Source organism: Herbaspirillum huttiense (assembly GCF_004367745.1).
GTDB lineage: Bacteria > Pseudomonadota > Gammaproteobacteria > Burkholderiales > Burkholderiaceae_D > Herbaspirillum > Herbaspirillum huttiense.
This window is the reverse complement of record NZ_CP037993.1, coordinates 5,081,538-5,099,237: the sequence shown is the minus strand read 5'-3', so window position 1 is coordinate 5,099,237 and position 17,700 is coordinate 5,081,538. Positions and strand designations below refer to the sequence as shown.

Annotated in this window: 12 protein-coding genes and 1 pseudogene; 6 read left to right on the top strand and 7 right to left on the bottom strand. The window is 52.1% G+C overall.

Annotated elements, in window-relative coordinates:
- Positions 1-138 precede the first annotated feature (138 nt).
- The 4 genes from E2K99_RS22785 (at position 139) to E2K99_RS22770 (ending at position 6,077) form a co-directional block, all read left to right on the top strand.
- On the top strand, positions 139-2,271 hold the full coding sequence (locus E2K99_RS22785; protein ID WP_134223656.1) for a type I secretion system permease/ATPase: 2,133 nt from the start codon (positions 139-141) through the stop codon (positions 2,269-2,271).
- Between the two features lie 13 nt (positions 2,272-2,284).
- Positions 2,285-3,706 (top strand): HlyD family type I secretion periplasmic adaptor subunit, encoded by a 1,422-nt coding sequence (locus E2K99_RS22780; protein ID WP_134223655.1) that lies wholly within the window; start codon positions 2,285-2,287, stop codon positions 3,704-3,706.
- Positions 3,696-5,165 (top strand): TolC family protein, encoded by a 1,470-nt coding sequence (locus tag E2K99_RS22775; RefSeq protein ID WP_240733798.1) that lies wholly within the window; start codon positions 3,696-3,698, stop codon positions 5,163-5,165. The genes E2K99_RS22780 and E2K99_RS22775 overlap by 11 nt, the downstream gene beginning before the upstream one ends.
- A 141-nt stretch (positions 5,166-5,306) precedes the next feature.
- On the top strand, positions 5,307-6,077 hold the full coding sequence (locus E2K99_RS22770) for a hypothetical protein (protein ID WP_134223654.1): 771 nt from the start codon (positions 5,307-5,309) through the stop codon (positions 6,075-6,077).
- A gap of 74 nt (positions 6,078-6,151) precedes the next feature.
- On the opposite strand, the pseudogene E2K99_RS26010 reads toward E2K99_RS22770, so the two are convergent.
- Positions 6,152-6,355, bottom strand: a pseudogene (locus E2K99_RS26010) (integrase core domain-containing protein); the annotation flags it as partial.
- 520 nt (positions 6,356-6,875) lie between these two features.
- Here E2K99_RS26010 and E2K99_RS22765 point away from each other — a divergent pair.
- Positions 6,876-7,367: a hypothetical protein gene (locus E2K99_RS22765; protein ID WP_134223653.1), complete on the top strand. Its 492-nt coding sequence runs from the start codon at positions 6,876-6,878 to the stop codon at positions 7,365-7,367.
- Between the two features lie 90 nt (positions 7,368-7,457).
- Here E2K99_RS22765 and E2K99_RS25720 read toward each other — a convergent pair whose 3' ends face one another.
- From E2K99_RS25720 to E2K99_RS22750, 3 genes are read right to left on the bottom strand one after another with little or no spacing between them, the layout of a single operon-like run.
- Positions 7,458-9,452 carry a hypothetical protein gene (locus E2K99_RS25720; protein WP_205703716.1) on the bottom strand — a complete coding sequence of 665 codons (1,995 nt, stop codon included), beginning with the start codon at positions 9,450-9,452 and terminating at the stop codon, positions 7,458-7,460.
- Positions 9,453-9,457: 5 nt separating this feature from the next.
- Positions 9,458-11,428, bottom strand: coding sequence for a large ATP-binding protein (locus E2K99_RS22755; RefSeq protein WP_134223652.1), 1,971 nt, complete (start codon positions 11,426-11,428; stop codon positions 9,458-9,460).
- A complete protein-coding gene (locus E2K99_RS22750; protein ID WP_205703715.1) occupies positions 11,421-11,861 on the bottom strand; it encodes a hypothetical protein in 441 nt (146 codons plus the stop codon). Before E2K99_RS22750 ends, E2K99_RS22755 begins: the two co-directional genes overlap by 8 nt.
- A gap of 697 nt (positions 11,862-12,558) precedes the next feature.
- Here E2K99_RS22750 and E2K99_RS22745 point away from each other — a divergent pair.
- Positions 12,559-15,144: a DEAD/DEAH box helicase gene (locus E2K99_RS22745; RefSeq protein WP_134223651.1), complete on the top strand. Its 2,586-nt coding sequence runs from the start codon at positions 12,559-12,561 to the stop codon at positions 15,142-15,144.
- Positions 15,145-15,328: 184 nt separating this feature from the next.
- Here the strand turns inward: E2K99_RS22745 and E2K99_RS22740 are convergent, their stop codons facing one another.
- The 3 genes from E2K99_RS22740 to chrA all read right to left on the bottom strand — a co-directional run bounded on the left by E2K99_RS22740 (position 15,329) and on the right by chrA (position 17,683).
- Complete coding sequence (locus E2K99_RS22740; RefSeq protein WP_134223650.1) at positions 15,329-15,697, bottom strand: DDE-type integrase/transposase/recombinase; 369 nt, start codon at positions 15,695-15,697, stop codon at positions 15,329-15,331.
- A 286-nt stretch (positions 15,698-15,983) separates the two neighbouring features.
- Positions 15,984-16,151, bottom strand: a complete 168-nt coding sequence (locus E2K99_RS26165; RefSeq protein WP_338033874.1) for a cyclic-phosphate processing receiver domain-containing protein — start codon at positions 16,149-16,151, stop codon at positions 15,984-15,986.
- 128 nt (positions 16,152-16,279) lie between these two features.
- Positions 16,280-17,683, bottom strand: a complete 1,404-nt coding sequence (gene chrA / locus E2K99_RS22730; protein WP_134223649.1) for a chromate efflux transporter — start codon at positions 17,681-17,683, stop codon at positions 16,280-16,282.
- Positions 17,684-17,700 lie beyond the last annotated feature (17 nt).

Below are 17,700 nucleotides of genomic sequence, written 5' to 3'. Positions count from 1 at the left end.
CGGGTGGGGTATCACGAGCCCGCTGTCGACTAGACTCGCTTAATACAGGGTTGTCCGAGCTGTTTCATGCCGTAAGCGGAACTGGGACCTCATCTCAAACGAGGTCCCGTCCGCTCTACGCGTTGAGGTAGGAAATTCATGCAACAAACCGTCTTGCCGCCATTGGGGTCCGAGCGCGATCCCGGCCTCGCTGCGCTTGTACTGATTGCGCGCTTTCATGGCATCGCTGCGGATCTGGAGCAGATCCGCCATCACTTCGCCATTGTCAACGGAGCGGCAAAAGAACCGGATCTGGTATTGGCTGCCCGCTCCATCGGGTTAAAAGCCCGTAGCGTAAAGCTGGCATCCGACCGCATATCCACTACGCCGTTTCCCGCCCTTGTGTTGTGCAAAAGCGGTCAGCACTTCATCCTCGCAGGCGGAGATGCGGAAAAGGCGTTGATCTTGGAGGCCAACGAGAGCTCTCCGCGACAGGTTCCGGCCAATGAAGTGATGGAGCGTAGCCTGGGACGCATGCTGCTGTTCGCCTCTCGTGCTTCGCTGGCTGGTGAACTCGCGCGATTCGACTTCTCTTGGTTCATTCCAGCGGTCGTCAAATATCGCCGGTTGCTGCTGGAGGTGTTCGCTGTCTCAGCCGTGCTGCAACTGTTCGGCCTGGTTTCCCCCTTGATGTTTCAAGTCGTCATGGACAAGGTGCTTGTCAACCGTGCCTTTAGTACCTTGAACGTCGTCTGCTTCGCATTGTTAGTGAGCGCCATCTTCGAGATACTCCTGACCGGATTGCGAAACTACGTTTTCTCTCACACGACCAATCGTATTGACGTCGAGCTAGGGGCTCGACTTTTTCGACATCTTCTTACGTTGCCTCTCAGTTATTTCGCAGCCAGGCGCGTGGGTGATACGGTGGCCCGGGTGCGCGAGCTGGAGAATATTCGCAACTTTCTGACCGGTCAGGCGCTGACCGCTGTACTGGACTTGATCTTTTCAGTGATCTTCATCGGTGTAATGTGTTTCTACAGCGTCTGGCTCACATTGATTGTGGTCATTTCGTTGCCGATGTATGCGGTCATCTCGGCAGCGATCAATCCTGCATTGCGGACCCGTCTCAATGAAAAATTTGCCCGCAGCGCCGACAACCAGTCCTTTCTGGTGGAAGCGGTGTCCAGCGCTGAGACGGTCAAGTCGATGGCGGTCGAGCCGCAGTTCATACGGCGCTGGGATGATCAGCTCTCTGCTTATGTGGCAGCTGGATTTCGCGTTAGCTCCCTGGGCAACCTGGGGCAACAGCTTATTCAATTCATCGGCAAGCTCGTCACGCTACTGACTTTGTATTTCGGTGCGAAGCTGGTCATCGATGGGAAACTGTCGGTCGGTCAGCTGATCGCCTTTAACATGATGTCGCAGCGGGTTGCCGCCCCCGTATTGCGGTTGGCCCAGCTGTGGCAGGACTTTCAGCAGGTCGGGCTGTCAATGCGGCGTCTTGGAGACATCCTCAATACCCGGAATGAACTTCCCCAGAGCCGACAGGCACTACCGCCCATCAAAGGCGATGTCAGCTTCGAGGACATCCGCTTTCGCTACCGTCCGGATGGCCCACCTATCCTCAATGGAGTTTCCCTCCATATCCAGCCGGGCCAGGTCATCGGGATCGTTGGCCGCTCGGGCTCAGGCAAGAGCACACTGACCAAACTGCTGCAGCGGCTTTATGTCCCGGAGCATGGACGAGTACGCGTAGACGGAATTGACCTTGCTCTGGCCGACCCGGCATGGCTGCGACGCCAGATCGGTGTCGTGCTGCAGGAAAACGTCCTTTTCAATCGCTCGATCCGAGACAACATTGCCGTCACGGACGCGGGCATTCCACTGGAACAGGTCATCCACGCCGCCACGCTTGCCGGCGCTCATGACTTTATTCTGGAGTTGCCGCAAGGTTATGACACGATTGTGGGCGAACACGGGTCGGGGTTGTCCGGAGGGCAGCGTCAACGTATCGCAATTGCGCGTGCCCTGGTCAGCAACCCACGTATCCTGATTTTTGACGAGGCCACCAGTGCGCTCGACTTCGAAACTGAGCGAATTGTTCAGCAAAATATGCGCGCGATGTGCCAAGGACGGACCGTCATCATCATTGCCCATCGACTGACGGCTGTTCGACACGCGGATTGCATCATTGCGATGGACAAGGGCGCTATCGTGGAGAGCGGAAGTCACGATCAGCTTATCGCGCTGGCGGGATATTACGCGCATCTGGTTTCCTTGCAGAATAGTTGATTGGCCTTCCCACATGCGATTTCTTCATCTCACTGCAATAGCAGATCTGGCTCGCCGCTATCACTCTGTATTCAGGACTGCATGGTCGATCCGCCGGCAGCTTGATGGCAAGTACCGACTTTCGCACGAGCTGGCATTTCTCCCATCGAATCTCGAACTGGTCGAAACACCCGTGCATCCGGCACCTCGATGGACCATGCGAATCATCGTGTTGTTGGCAATGATAGTGGTCGCCATTGCTTTGTTTGGCCAACTGGATATCGTCGCTTCGTCCAAGGGAAAACTCTTGCCGGATGCCCGGGTAAAGATCATCCAACCAGCTATTACCGGCGTGGTTCGGCATATCTGGGTACATGACGGCCAGCGCGTTGCCGCGGGGGCGGTACTGATGGAATTGGATCCGACACAGGCTGCCGCAGACGCCGACAATGCGCGTTCCGCAAAAATCAGCGCTCAGTTAGCGATGGCTAGATCCCAGGCCCTGCTAGATGCTCAGAGGACCCAGCAGTCGCCCAAGGTGGCGATCGTGGCTGGTGCCCCGGAGGAGGATCAGCGACAAGCCCAGCATTTTGCCGATGGCTTTTATCGTGAATATCAAGACAAATCCGCCAGCGCCCAGGCTGAACTGGCCAAGCGGGTCGCCGAACTGGATAACACCAACAAGGAAATTGCAAAGCTGGAGGCAACCGCGCCATTGGCTCGCCAGCAAGCCAATAACTATCAAGCGCTGTTGGCGGATAAGTATGTCGCCAAAAACGACTATCTCGACAAGGAGCAGACCGCGTTGGGGCAAGAGCATGAACTGGCAGCATTGCGCAGTCATGCGCACCAGCTCAACGCGGCAATACTGCAACAAAGGGCGGAAATATCGGCCTTGAACTCGCAGTTCCGTCGCGAGCAGCTCGATTTCCTGGACAAGGCCAGTCAGCAGTTCACCCAAAACGCAAACAATGAGACCAAAGCACAGACACGCCAAAATCTCATGCGTCTAACTTCACCTGTGGCGGGTACCGTCCAGCAATTGGCTATCCACACCTTGGGCGGCGTCGCTTCAGCCGCTCAGCAGGTGATGGTGATTGTTCCTGACGATGGCGTAGAGGTAGAGGTCAGTGTCGAAAATAAGGACATTGGTTTCGTCAAGGCTGGGCAGCAGGCGGTGGTCAAGCTGGAAGCCTTCCCTTATACCCAATATGGCTACCTGACAGGAACAGTCGTCTCGGTTTCCAACGACGCGGTGCAAGATAAGAAGCTCGGACTTACGTTCCCGGCGCGTATTCAGCTGCCCAGCAACAAGATGCGTATCCATGACAAATGGGTCAATTTGACTTCCGGGATGGAGGTGACAGCAGAAATCAAGACCGGCACGCGGAGCGTAGCGCACTATTTCCTTGATCCGCTGGTGCAGACAGCGCAGGAGAGCATGCGTGAACGTTGAACGTACAGTGAGGCTAAATTGGCTCTGTCTTTTTGTCTTGAGTGTGGTTCTGCTATTGCAACCGGCCGTTGTCAAGGCGATCGATATATTTCGTACCGATCTGGCGGTTCCTCCCGAACCCTCGGGAGCTATGCTGGAAGGCATCGAGAAGAGGGATGCCTGTGAATTCGAGGCGCTTGGAACGACGCTGGAGCTCGGTGAAGCGCTGGAGCGAGCACTGTGCAACAACCCGAAGACGCGCGAAGCATGGACGTCCATCAAAGTTCAGACTGCCGCCGTAGGGATTGCGAAGGCCCCGTTCTTGCCTACATTGACCGGTTCCTGGCAAAAGACCCGCAACGACAATGCAACCACCGTGGAAGGCTTCCCTACCCTCAGTTCTCAGCAAAAAGCGACTGAGCGTGCCTATAGCGCTTCATTGAATTGGATTCTCTATGATTTTGGCGCGCGTGGTGCCGCGCTAGAAAATGCTGAACAGCTTTTGGCGGCTGCCCAGGCTAACCATGATCAAGTCTTGCAGGAGACATTCATGAACGTCGCCAAGGACTTTTACGCAGCGCAGGCTGCTTTCGGGAGCCTGGCGGCATCCACTGATATAGAGAATATCTCCAAGCAAAGTCTTGCAGCCGCAAGCGGCAGGGTTGACAAGGGAATTGCGCCGATCAGTGACCAGCTCCAGGCGCAGACGGTATATGCGCAGGCTGTATTCAGCCGTACAAAAGCGCACGGGGATTGGCTCATCGCAGTCGGCGCATTAATGTCTGACATGGATATGGACCCACGCGCGGATATTCGATTGCCGGACATCGAGGAAATGATCATGCCTGTCTCGGACTTCGCTCGCTCATTGGACGAGCTGATTGCCCAAGCGAAGGAAGACCACCCGAGCGTGAGGACAGCGCTTGCGCAATGGAAAGCTGCGTTAGCCAAGGCTGACCAGGCAAAGGCTGAAGGGCTGCCGAACGTCAGCATGATCGGGAAATACAGTTGGAATAACCAACCCGTTAGTCCTTCGATAGGGCAACCGGGACTGCCAGCCTGGGCCAGCGAGAAATATATCGGCTTTCAAGTGAATGTACCAATCTTTGACGGCTTCAATCGCACCTATCAAATTAGGCAAGCGCAGGCCCAAGCTGAACTCGCTAAAGTTACCTTGGAGGAGGCTCAGCGTAAGGTGGCGTCAAATGTTTGGTCCGGTGAACAAGCCTTACGCACTGCCACCGAAAACATCGGAAATAGTGCCTCGCTGCTGGATATTGCACAAAGATCCTATGACGCCGCCCTGCATCGCTATCTGTCGGGCGTAGGCAATGTGATTGAGTTGCTCAGTACCCAATCAGCACTAGCGACTGCGCGCAAGCAACGGGTTCAAGCTTTGGCTGATTGGCGTACGGCACGCTTGCAACTTGCAGCTGCGTTAGGGCGTATAGGCATGCGGAGTCTTAGAGCCGGCGAATAATTATCTCCCCAGAGTCCATTGGCTAGAGACTGCTGCGGGTGATGAAAAACGCCAGCTCTGAAGTCTGCGTTATGAAAATAATCAGGGTCTTCGCGATCCACTCCGAATATCACATCAACTCCGGAACCGAAAGGCGAACGAATGTACTTCAATAAAGTTTCCCCTCATGGCAAGCATACTTGGCATGTGTTTTTTTCTCTTTGGTTAATCGTCTTTTGCCAAGATGCTCGGTCAATGGACTTTAGAATTAACGTCCCCATCGTCGTTATGTCTGGGCATGTGGACGGTAATGAGCACCGAGTCCTGGCCGCGATCTTGGATAACAATCCTGGCATCACAACGGTTGTTCTAAAGGACTCCGGAGGAGGGGATACTCAAACAGGTCTGGCGACCGCTCAGCTCATTCGAGACAAGGGACTAGATACGGCGGTATCGGGCTTCTGTCGCTCTTCTTGTGCCAATATCTTTATCGGTGGTAACCGACGTTACTTCTCGGACGATCAAGCAATAGAAAAGACGTTAATCGCTTTCCATGCAGAATATAGCTCTGATGGAAAGCATTCCTATATGCCAGGACCTGCAAGTAGTCTGAAATCGTTCTACAAGAAGATGGATAGCGAAGTAAGTGACGTCCTTATGAATCAATGGCTCGATCTGCAGGACCATAAAGGATTTGTATATTTCTTCCATCAACAAGCTAACCTTTTGCCTCGAACTCAGAAAGTGTTGATTTGTCGCAGTGCCGAACCCCGTTCGTTAAAACAGCGATTGGAAGCATGCGAAAAGCCAGAGCAAGGCGACGCGCTCGCGAACGGTATTGTTACTTCTTGGGAAATTCTTCAAGTTCGAGAACTTGAGATAGGTGCGATTTCGGTGGGCAGTGATGGAAAAATTATCGGACGGTCTGAATAGGAAGGAATTTGCGCGCTGGGATCTCCGATTTGTAGGATGTATTTTGGGACTTAGATATCGATCGTACCTCAGAATTAGTACCGGCCTAAAGTAGAAATCTTAGATATGCCCGCTTCGGCCCTTTCCCTTGCCTGTCGGGGGAATTCGGATGGCGTGGCCCACTGCAATGCAGAGTGAAGACGCGCTTCATTCTAGTACTGCCGCCATTCCACATTCTTGGTATTCGCATCGTCCAGAGACAAGAACCAATGTGCATTGAGGCACTCCTGCATGAATCGACTAGGCTCAGCATAGTGCGCTGATGTTGGGTGACCGATCTAGCTCGTATGGGTCTCATGTCTGCAATCGACCATCCCGAACCTTTTCCTGGCAAGAATGATTAATATCTGTTGCACCATCGCGTTTGCGCGGACGCGCTATCTGAGCAAGTCGCGCCGGGTGCGCAACACTTATTTTTCTAACTCCCTGCCGGTGCAGGACGCGTCACGGTGATGCGGACGGAGCGATGGAGCGACGGGAAGTGCAGCGAGTGATAGAACATCCGCCGAAGGATGCACAGGCCTTCGGAAAAGCCCCTCTCTGAGCTTATCACTTCTCCCCTCTCATCGGCTGGACATGAAGATTCCATGAGTGCCAATAGTCCGTTTACACAAAATTATGTACAGCCCCTTACGTCGTTATCTACGGGGAGTGACCTTCGTTCGAACAACTGTTCGCCGTGATCAGCAATGTTGACGATCGTGCAACTAAATGTTATCAACTATTCTTAAAGGCCGCACAATGCACTCAGATAGAAAAATGTTGCTGATCAAATCAGAACTACTGAAGGACTTCCCTTTTTTTGGCACTCTGGGCTTTATCTTTGGAATTGTCCAACTAGTGGGCAACTCTTACTCATCAAAATTCGATGGTGGCACGGAACTGTTGCTCGAGCACATAGCTTTTAAGACACTGGTCCTTACAGTCGGCATTGTAGTGATCATGCGAATGATCGAAGAAGTGCTTGCGCGTAAGCGCCATCGTCCACGATTGAGCCGATTAGTTACTCATATTGCGGGAAGAGCAGTCGCTATTGCGAATGTGAGCGCCACAGTATTGTTGGGATTTGCTACGGCAGCTTTGGTCACAGGCTATATTCGGCCGGCTACAATTTTCGCTATCGCTGCTCTTTTCTTTGCAGCCATATCTGAGTTTGCTGCAAATCCCATTTTACGTGACGGACAATCGCAACTTTACTTTGCGGCGATTACCACCATGGTCGTAGTGCCTATCAGCGCGCACTTCTGGTAGTGCTTTCACGTAATGTCGCATGACCGAGCGGCAGCCTTCGGCAGGCAATGGAAGGTGGGGCAAATGGTGAGGGGCAATTCCGCTAGTAAATCAACGGTGGTGACGGCGCTTCGTTTGCGCAAGGCGAGTTAAGTCACTGGGGCGTTTTCTGCGTCCAGGAACTCGTACAATAACTATTGCCCTTGGCACAGCTTCCCCTGGTCTCTCTATCAACTTGATGTCAAATAGTGTCGAAATATGTGGGGTTCCTTCCTTATTTGGTGTGCACTGATCAAGAACAAGAAGGAAACCAATCCGGATACTGACATTTTGATAGTCGGTGGTCTGCGAAGCATAGGCCAAACTTAGGTAGTCGAAGGTGCAATTTTGCGCTTCGCGCTTCACCTCAATGACGAGACGCTCTCCGCTTGATCGCATTCGGAGGTCTGCTCGTCCACTACCTACGTTCGTCGGCTCCAGATCAGTACCCGCAGCATAGGCTGATATGAAGCGATAATAGTCCGCCTGTAGCGCGTCTTCGGTGGGTAGAGACGAATCTTCTTGCTCAAACAAATAGGATAGGGACGCGTCGTCTTTTTGAGTTAGTTCAAGCCGGTTCTGAATAAACTGTACCGTCCAGTAAAGTGCCACATCGAACAGCTGCGCTCCACGAGGATTTTCAGCATAATCTGGATGAGTTGAGACGTCGCGGTGGCATCGCTCTATGACGTTTAGCGCTGCTGCGCTCATGTTTTCCATGTTAAGCGTTATTGCACTGGCGAGCACGGTCAAGAAAACCTGTTTGACGCGCTCGGTAGCAGCGGTCTTGTCAATAAAGGCGGCGATCGATGACCAGTCGGGCGCCGCCTCAGAAGGGCGGGGAGAGATCGTATTTGGCTCGTGGATAAATGCCTCAATTTGTGAAACAAGTATATCGGCTTCGGGCCGTAAGTCATGGTTCGTATTTTGCTCGATCCAGATCTTGAGTTGATGGATAAGGCCTTCTTTGTCTGCCATCTGTCGCGCGATACGTGGGCGAATTAGCCCATCTAGGCTTTCTTTTCCTCGTGGTACAAAGACGCTGCGGCTTGCACAGTAAGCCGTCATCAAATGTTGCTCGATTATGAGCTGAGGATTCCACCAGCTCGGTTGGTTCAATTGTTCAACTATTATTTTCAAACGGGTCGTTAAAGCTTGCCAACATGCAGCTGCTGCATGCCGGGCTCCTAGCCAGTTTGGGGCCACTGGTACTCCCTGCATTGCCGTGATTTGGAACGCGGACATCCTTACTGACTGATAAATCGTATCGAGTGCCTGACTATCTGCTCCTTCGTGAAATGAATGGATAAGTGTCAGGCAGTCAGCATATAGTTGCGCCTCGGCTTCTAGACAAGAGGATTGTGCCGCAAGCTTGAATTCGGTTTGCGCGGCCAAAAATAGCGATCCATCGTGTACACCGTTTTTTTGTTCGAGAGCCTCTGATAGCTTGGCCATGCCCAGTTCGAAGTGTGCGGTAGCGTATGCCTCGGGAATTGTCGTCAACTCTTCCAATAGTGTAATTAGTCCCGGCTCCCGCCAATGCGCATAAGCTACGCCGACTATCTTTGCGGCACCTGCTAGATATAACGGGTCGTCGCTGATCTTAACGCTAAGAAGGTGTGCAAGTAGTTGAAGTTCATGCCGTCGAATACCAACAGCAAATCTGAATGCACCTTCTAATGCGAAGCGTCGAGCGGTTCCATTCAAGCCTGCGCCAGTTTCGACAGCCTTCTTAAGAAGGATGTCGAAACACTGTTCTTCCAATTGCGGGGACAGTGGTCGAGCAATATTGAGTATATCGACTGCCTCGCAAAGTACTAGATCGATAACGGCGTTACGAAGTAAATCGAGTAAAGCTGCGTTTACCGGAGCGACGTCGTCACGATCCCCATCTTCACGAACACTAAGCAGCATATGCAGAATTTCTGGCATCAGCGGACTCGCACCCAACATTGATGCATGCTGGTGTATCTGTTCGATTCCTCCACAGTCATCCAGAGCAAGGTCACGTCCAAGCGCAATAACATCTGCGATTTTCTCTTCAAGTGGGTGCAGGAGTGATGCCATACTGTTTACCACAGATACTTAGAATCTAACGTGGTTCTACGCCTGTTCAATGGTACGTGTTTCGTAATTGCGTTAGATGTTGCGCCAGCCGCTGCGACGAAGACTTGGAAGTATGGCAGCGTCTTTGCAACTTCCGCTAGGCCGGAGACCAATTGATCTAGATCGTCAGGTGAAACTTCCTGTGCCCCAGGAGAATCGACCAGTAGCAAGCCAGGGTGGCGTCCCACACCCTGTATCTCTGCTACTTCCATCATCGCAAGAACAGTTGCGACCTTTAGCCGCAACTTCTCACCTTCAGTCACTTTACTATAGGACGTGTCCACCCCTCCCTTCACCAGGTACAGTTGGGCACCACCCTTCAAATCCGCTTTGGTCAGATTTTGCATTCCAAATCGTTGCGCATAGTGCACTATGCGCTCTGATACGGCCGCCAGAATACCACCTTGGACGGCCTTGACGCGCTCATCTGTTTCCTTTTCCGCGGCTGTCAGTACGGCAATGGTCTCGTCGATATTGTCTTCTTCATCCTCAATTTCTTCACTAGACACCTCTTGCAGACGCCCGCGGAGTACCGCTACTTCCAGAACCAGTTCATTTCTTTTAGCGAATTTTCCAAGTAAGGCAGACTTCTCTTGAATTCGCGCCCGAATCGCCGAAAGTTCGTCACGCAACGTAACCAAAGCGCGCTCTGAATCAACGACATTTTTTTGCGCTTTTTCAAACACAGCTTTCGCAGCACCAACGCGAGCGTCTATTTCCGCCTTAATTGTGTCAGCATTTTGATCGCTGTCGACAGCTTCGCCACAGACTGAACACGCGTGGCTGAGCTTTTCTTTATTCTTCTTTTCATCACTTATTGCATGATCACAGCGAGGACAGCAACTTGGATCCAATAGACGGAAAACGCCATCGGCTGCCGATGAATCGAGATGGCTCTGCAAGTCTCGGCGATCTTCGATTAACGCAGCTTCGGCTTGACGTAGAGCTTCCGAATCACGCTCAAGACGTTCGACTCGTGACAGCTCGGTTTTTTTATTATCCGCATAATTGTTTTCCAGAATATTAATGGCTGCTCGCAGATCATCGTCAGAAGCCTGATTTGACAGCTCTGCCAGCTTTCTATCAAGCTGGAGCTGCAAATCATCTTTTCGCCTTTCTCTGGCTTGACCATGTTTCTTACGTTGACGCACTCGAAGATCCTTTTCATTGCTCGCTGCCTTCAGCGCCAATTTAATAGATCCTAAGGTCGATACCCATGGAATGCCCAAAAACATCTGCATAAGTCGCGCATTGATACCGGCAGCAACTGGAAGATCACCAAGCAACACTGAGTAGTCAGTGCCTATAAACATGGCTCCGGAAAACGCTGCCCAACCATGCGTCACGGCAGTGCCTACAGTTTCACCTTTGTTTTCAATTTCGCGCCACGTCGTCAAATGGTCCATGCTCAACGTACGAAGAAAAAAGTCGGACATGACTGATTCGAATTCGGCTTCAGAGCGGAAAGCCGCTAGCGCTATCGATTCTTTTTCTGGCACCAACCGCTCTAGCCTCCCAGTCGTGTTGTTCCCTCGTGTTTCCACATTCACAGTAAACGTTGTTTCATCAATCGTGAACTGTAGATTGGCTGCATGAATCCAACTTTTTACATCGTCTTGTAAGTTTGACGGAGCCCGACCTCTGATTAACCACTTGATAATCTCCAAGACCGATGATTTTCCAACGAGATTGCCTTCAGTGAGCAGCGCCCAGAGCCCGGAGTCTAGATTGGACCAAGAAAAGGTGAAAGCTCCGCCATCTGGAACATCTATTTTTTCCCCCGAGAACTCGACTTTTACTAGTCTCAAGTGACGTGGTGATGCCAGTACCGGCGACGGCTTGATATTGTTCGCGGCCAGAATGCCATCGACATGTGTAACATCCATGTTGGCACGCTTGACGATGGCCCCGAGCCAATCCACATTTTCTCTAGTCATTGTGCGGCTGCCTTTGCGATTCTACGAGTTGCTGAAGCTGCGCTTGGATCTCGATAGCAATCGAGGGGATGACTCCGCCTAACTCAGTTTGCGCATAGCTGGCTCGCTCGTACTGCAATGCTTTAAGCGCAGCACCGCCACGATTTCCGGCCACTCGCGCCACAAGTGCCGCCCTTTCCGCATACCAGGTGAGTAATGGGGCCTTCTGAGTTGCTAATTGGCAGGTTTCCCGCCCTTCCTTTGTGAGGAGGAAGTCGGTTTCCAGCACTTTCTTATTTTGCGTCTTTTTGCCTGTGATTCGAATAAGGTCGCGCGATCGCAAGATCGCTAGTGCATCGTCCAGGCGTTCGTAGGCACCAAAGAAATAGCGAATCATTGGTACACGTCGCAGATCTGGTTCTTCAGCCTGGAAGATCGCAGCGGCTGCACTCAACCATTCTTTCTCTCCAGTTTTTTGTGAAGATCAATTAACTCGCCAGCAAGGTAATCCGGGTTTCGCATCCAAAAATCGAGGGCCAGTAGACGGGACTCGCTTCGGAGTATTGCTATTGCCGATGGATGACTCAGATCGGTAAGTGGCGTGCTAGCCGCATCAATAATGAACAGGAGGCGAAGTGCATCGCGATACGCTGTCCGCATGCTTTTTTCCTTAGATTTTTACTCTTTGTAAGCTTCATCACCGCGCAAGTGGTTCAGGATCGTTTTCAAGGCCCCCACCTCAGCTAAACTACCGCTCTCGGCAAGTCCACAGAAAAAAGAATGCCGCAGCGCGCCCCCCTCCGGCACAGATATTGAAATTTAACCAATATTTACCATTCTGTGGAAACTTTTTTGATGGTACGCTACACCGCTACGCGGTGACGATATGTGACTGTCGGTGCGTTGGGTTGCATTGGTCTGATTTCGGCCTGCGCTTGTCGTTAGATCTTAGTGATTTTCGGAGTGCAGCCATATTAGACCAAGAAGGCATGAGCTAAAGATTGCGGGATCTAGAAGCTATGCTCATAACTTGCAGACTGATGGCAAACGGCTGGGGCAACAGATTGAGAAATTTGGGTGACCAATCAAAAAGTATCGGCAATTCTAACGGCGATTTACGTCAAGAAAAACAATCGAAAGGACGATAGGACATGGTATTCAGAAAGCCACCGACCGAAGTATCACTGCCGGAAAGCCCTGACAAACTTTTCCGTGAACTAACTCGACGCAAGTTTCCAGATGTGTTGCCGCACCAGGCAGAAATAATGCAAGCCTATGCTGCCAACGCCATCAACGTGGCGGACGTTGCATTGCAACTTCCCACGGGAAGCGGAAAAACTCTTGTAGGGCTATTAATCGCTGAATGGCGCCGCCGCAAATTCAAAGAGCGTGTAGTATATCTTTGTCCGACACGGCAGCTAGTCCATCAAGTCGCGGAACAAGCCAGCGAAAAATATGGCCTTTCAGTTGCCACATTTGTCGGACGCCAGCGAGACTATCCCGCTTCAGCAAAAGCCGACTACCAGCAAGCCGATAAGATCGCTGTGACGACTTATTCGGGACTTTTTAATACCAATCCTTATTTCGATAATGCGGATGTAATTTTCGTAGATGATGCTCACGCTAGCGAGAACTACATCGCGGCTCATTGGACAATTCGCATCGGCAGATTAGATGAACATCATGCCGCACTGCATCAAGCTATGTCGAATGCCTTGGCGCCGTATCTGGCTCCAACTGACTTGTCTCGATTAAGAGGAATTTGGGACGATGTGGTTGACCGAAACTGGGTGGATAAGCTGGCGACCCCTGTTTTCAAAACGTTGGCCGCTCAGATCATTGAGATATTGGACGCACATACGCCAAAGAGTGATCTGGCATATCAATGGTCTCTGCTAAGAGACCATCTTGATGCGTGCCATCTCTATCTATCGTCCCAAGATATCGTTATCCGCCCATTGCTTCCGCCAACATTCTCGCATCCAGCGTTCGAGAGTGCAAAGCAGCGCATCTATATGTCTGCGACTTTAGGTGCGGGAGGCGATCTCGAGCGTTTAACCGGACGCAAGTCTATCTTGCGCCTGCCAGCTCCAAGGGGTTGGGACACACAAGGCGTTGGTCGGCGATTTTTCCTCTTTCCAGAGATGTCACTAACCAATAAAGAAACATCAGTTCTCAGAACGGAGCTGATGAGCAGGGCAGGCAGGAGTGTTGTGCTTGTGCCCACCGACAAGGCCGCAGAAAGTGTTGCTGAGCAGATAGACAAGTCGCTTAAATATCCAGTTTTTCATGCGGCAGACATAGAAGAGTCGAAGGCAGATTTCGTGCGACTTGATAAGGCAGTCGCCGTCGTTGCAAATCGCTATGATGGCATTGACTTTGCGGGCGCCGAATGTCGGTTACTCTTCATTGAAGGACTTCCGAAGGCAACAAATTCACAAGAGCGTTTTTTGATGAATCGCATGGGTGCAAACGCCCTATACAACGAGAGAATTCAAACTAGGGTAGTGCAAGCAATCGGACGTTGCACACGTTCGTTGGAGGACTACTCAGCGGTTGTAGTTTCGGGAGAAGAGCTGCCAGATTACTTGGCGGACCTCCGTAGAAGGCCGTATTTCCATCCGGAACTGCAGGCGGAAATTGGATTCGGTGCGCTACAGTCCAAGGATAGCGATCTCTCTACCATGATCCATATGTTTGAGATCTTCTTGAGAAATGATAAGGACTGGGACGGCGCCAACCAAACAATCGTTGAAGAGCGGAAAAAGGCTCATCAACAGCACCTACCCGCTATCAACGAATTGCAACAAGCAGTCAATGCAGAGATTGAGTACCAGACGGCGCTATGGCGTCATGATTATACTGGTGCGATAGCGGCGGCAGACCGAGTTCTGGGAATTCTTGCTGCACCTGAACTGCGGGGTTATCGAGCTCTGTGGAATTACTTGGCCGGATCTGCATGCCATCTAGCTGCCGAAAATAAGATTGCGCCATTAGCGGCAAAGGCAAAGCAATATTTCAGAGAGGCGCACAAATGCGCCCCAAATCTTCCTTGGCTAACCACATTCGCGCATAAAGAAGTCAGCGATATACTTACTGAACAAACAAACGACATAGCATTGCAACGCCAAGTAGAACGCCTCGCCGCCGAGCTCAATCGCCTCGGATCGACGCATGATCGCGAATTCGCGAAAAAGGAAAAGTCGATTCTAGAGGGACTTCTCAGCGCAGAAACGTTTGAAGTTGCGCAAAAAGATTTGGGCAGTCTTATTGGGATGCTTGCCGGAAAGATCGAAGATGACGGTTCGCCAGATCCTTGGTGGATTTCGGAGCCCTTATGCCTCGTATTTGAAGACTATGTGAACACAGTAGATGGCACGCTTTCCGTGACGAAGGCGCGGCAAGCAACCTCACATCCGGATTGGGTTAAAAAATACGTTCCAGAATCAGATGGATGCAAGGTGCTCCCAGTCTTGGTAACCCCCGCCAAAAAGATTCGAAACTCCGCCATTGTGCATGCCGGCGGGTTGATGTATTGGGAGCTAGAAGAGTTTAGGGATTGGGCACAAACTGCCCTGCAAACCGTTCGCGAGCTGCGAGCGACCTTTTATGAACAGGGAGATTTGGTTTGGCAAGCCCAAGCTGCAGATTTGCTGAGGCAGCGCGGTATTGATCTTGCGTCACTCTTTAGCCGTTTACAAAACCGCCCGGCGGTGAAGTCGATGACGGTGGTTTAGGAAATAGCCCTACTCGGGGCTTCCTTGACGAGAGGGTGTTTCACTCTTGAACTTATGGCTGAGGGGCCTCCGAGGCCTGATTATTTCCCGTGACAAGCGCAGTTCCGCAAGCTGTTGAATTGCATCCAAATCTGACCCACTTATGGAGTGAACCCCTCGGGCTGGACCAAGGTTGGTCGGGAAACTAAGCCAAAGAATCCCGGTATAAGGCGCTGGCATGTTGGCTCCCACGATCCGCATGGTGAATGCAGGTGCCGGGCGCCGACTTGCGAATTCTGTAGGCGGCCGTCAGCGCGGCCAGGGCCAAAGGCGTGTCGATCCGCTTGGATAAAGCGTAGCCGATTACCTTGCGGCTGCAAGCATCCAAAACAACGGCCAGGTAGATAAAGTCGGATGCTATTCGGAGGTAGGTGATCTCGGCAACCCAGACACGATCTGGCTCCGTTGGAATGATGTTCTGATAGTGATTAGGAAAGACGGCGACGTCAGTTTCAGAGCCGGCCACAGGCTTGAACCTGCGCCGATGATGGCCGTATACCTCGTACTCACGCATGATCCTGGCCGCGCGCTTGTGATTTGCGTATTTCGGGCGCTCGTGGACACCCAGTTCGGTTTGAGCTTGACACCCAATCCAGAAACAACTAAACAGCCTGACGGCCAGTTGAACAGAACAAAGCGCCGGAGGTCTTCTCTTGCCGATTTCGGACTTAACTTAAGCGTCGCAGGAGATTTTCGATTGATCTGATCCCAGCCAGCATCTTTTCACGCGCAGATGGATTTGCGGAATGTACTTTGATGACCGGGGCAGGAAAGTTCCTGGTCGCAACAGCTTCCTCGATTCACAAGATGACGTCGTAGCCGGTCCCGTGTTCGTCATCGCCTAGATCATGATCAAGACTGATCTCGACGACACCTCCTGCTTCGAGCAACGCAATAGCTCCCTCTGGCCAGTAAGTCCGAACCCAGCCTACTGGGGGTGCTCGTTCATCGTCTAAAAACACTCGCATTGATGTATTTCCTCGCTTTTATTGAGGGATTGTATCGTGTGAGATTCTCATTCGAATGAGGACCGCTTCTGGCCGAAAGCAGACAACTTCAATATCACATCACGCCGCGAGGACGATGCCCCACAGGCTCATGTAAGAACGTGGATGGCGGTGCCTGCAATGCAGCAGCCCGCCAAGGTGCTCATCATGCCAAGATGGAATCGGAACAGCGCCAGGACGGCAGCGGCAGACAGCAGTAATGACCAAGGGTCAAGGCTGGACAATACCGGGACTTGAAGGGTCATGCCCCATACACGCAGGACGTTTATCTCCGCAAACAAGGTGTGGAGTGCAAACCAAACCGCCAGATTCAGGATAACTCCTACGACGGCAGCCATGATGGTGGAGAGCACAACGTTAAGTGCCCTATTGTGACGGACCGCCTCCACGTAAGGCGCTCCGATGAAAATGAACAGGAATGACGGCGCAAAAGTCGCCCATTTTGCCAAGACTCCTCCGAGCGTTCCTGCAAATGCGGGATCAAGCGCTCCCGGCTGACGGAAGGCCGCCATGAATCCAACGAATTGGACCACGCTGATCAGTGGACCGGGTGTCGTCTCTGCCATGCCTAGTCCCGCCAGCATCTCTCCTGGTGCAAGCCAGTGATAATGATCAACGGCTTGTTGCGCGACATAGGACAGAATTGCGTAAGCGCCGCCGAAGGTCAGTACGGCCATTTTGCTGAAGAACGTAGCGATATGCGTAAAGACGCTGTCAGGGCCAGTCGCCCCCAAGAGCGCAAACAATGGCCCCAGCCAAAGCAATAGTCCGATCAAACTGACTTTGATGGCGCGAGTGGTCGATGGCCGGACATGCTCTGGAATCTCTATGTCGAACGCCGCGTCAATTGCGGCGGGAGTTGCATCGGCATTGGTCGACGCATCGCTATTCGCAGCATTGCGCGGCGCCATTCTCCCCGACCAGTTTCCAATCAGCCCCATCAGTGCAGCGGCAAGAATGACGACGGGAAACGGGACTGCAAAAATGAAGATTGCGACGAACGAGAGCGCAGCTACTGTCACCATGAGCTGCGTTTTCAGAGCCCGGCGCCCCACTCTGAGGACAGCTTCCAGTACGACTGCAAGAACAGCCGCCTTCAAGCCAAAGAAAAAGGCTTGTACGTAGCCGACACTTCCATACGTCGCGTAAATCCAACTGAGAATCCCCAGGGCAATCAGTCCAGGAAAGATGAACAAAAGTCCGGCAACAAGCCCTCCTCGTGTTCGATGCAATAGCCAACCGATGTACACCGCCAGCTTGTGCGCCTCCGGTCCTGGTACGAGAGTGCAATAGTTCAGCGCGTGAAGGAAACGTGTTTCGCTGATCCAGCGCTTCTCTTCAACCAGTATCCGGTGCATAACGGCAATCTGACCTGCCGGGCCGCCGAAGCTCAACGCAGCAACGCGAACCCATACCCAAAATGCGTCACGAAATGACACGCCATGGCGTTCATGGGAGAGTGTTCCGCCCCGTTCTTTTTTTTCGATGTCCATAGTTCTCGTTCGTTGCA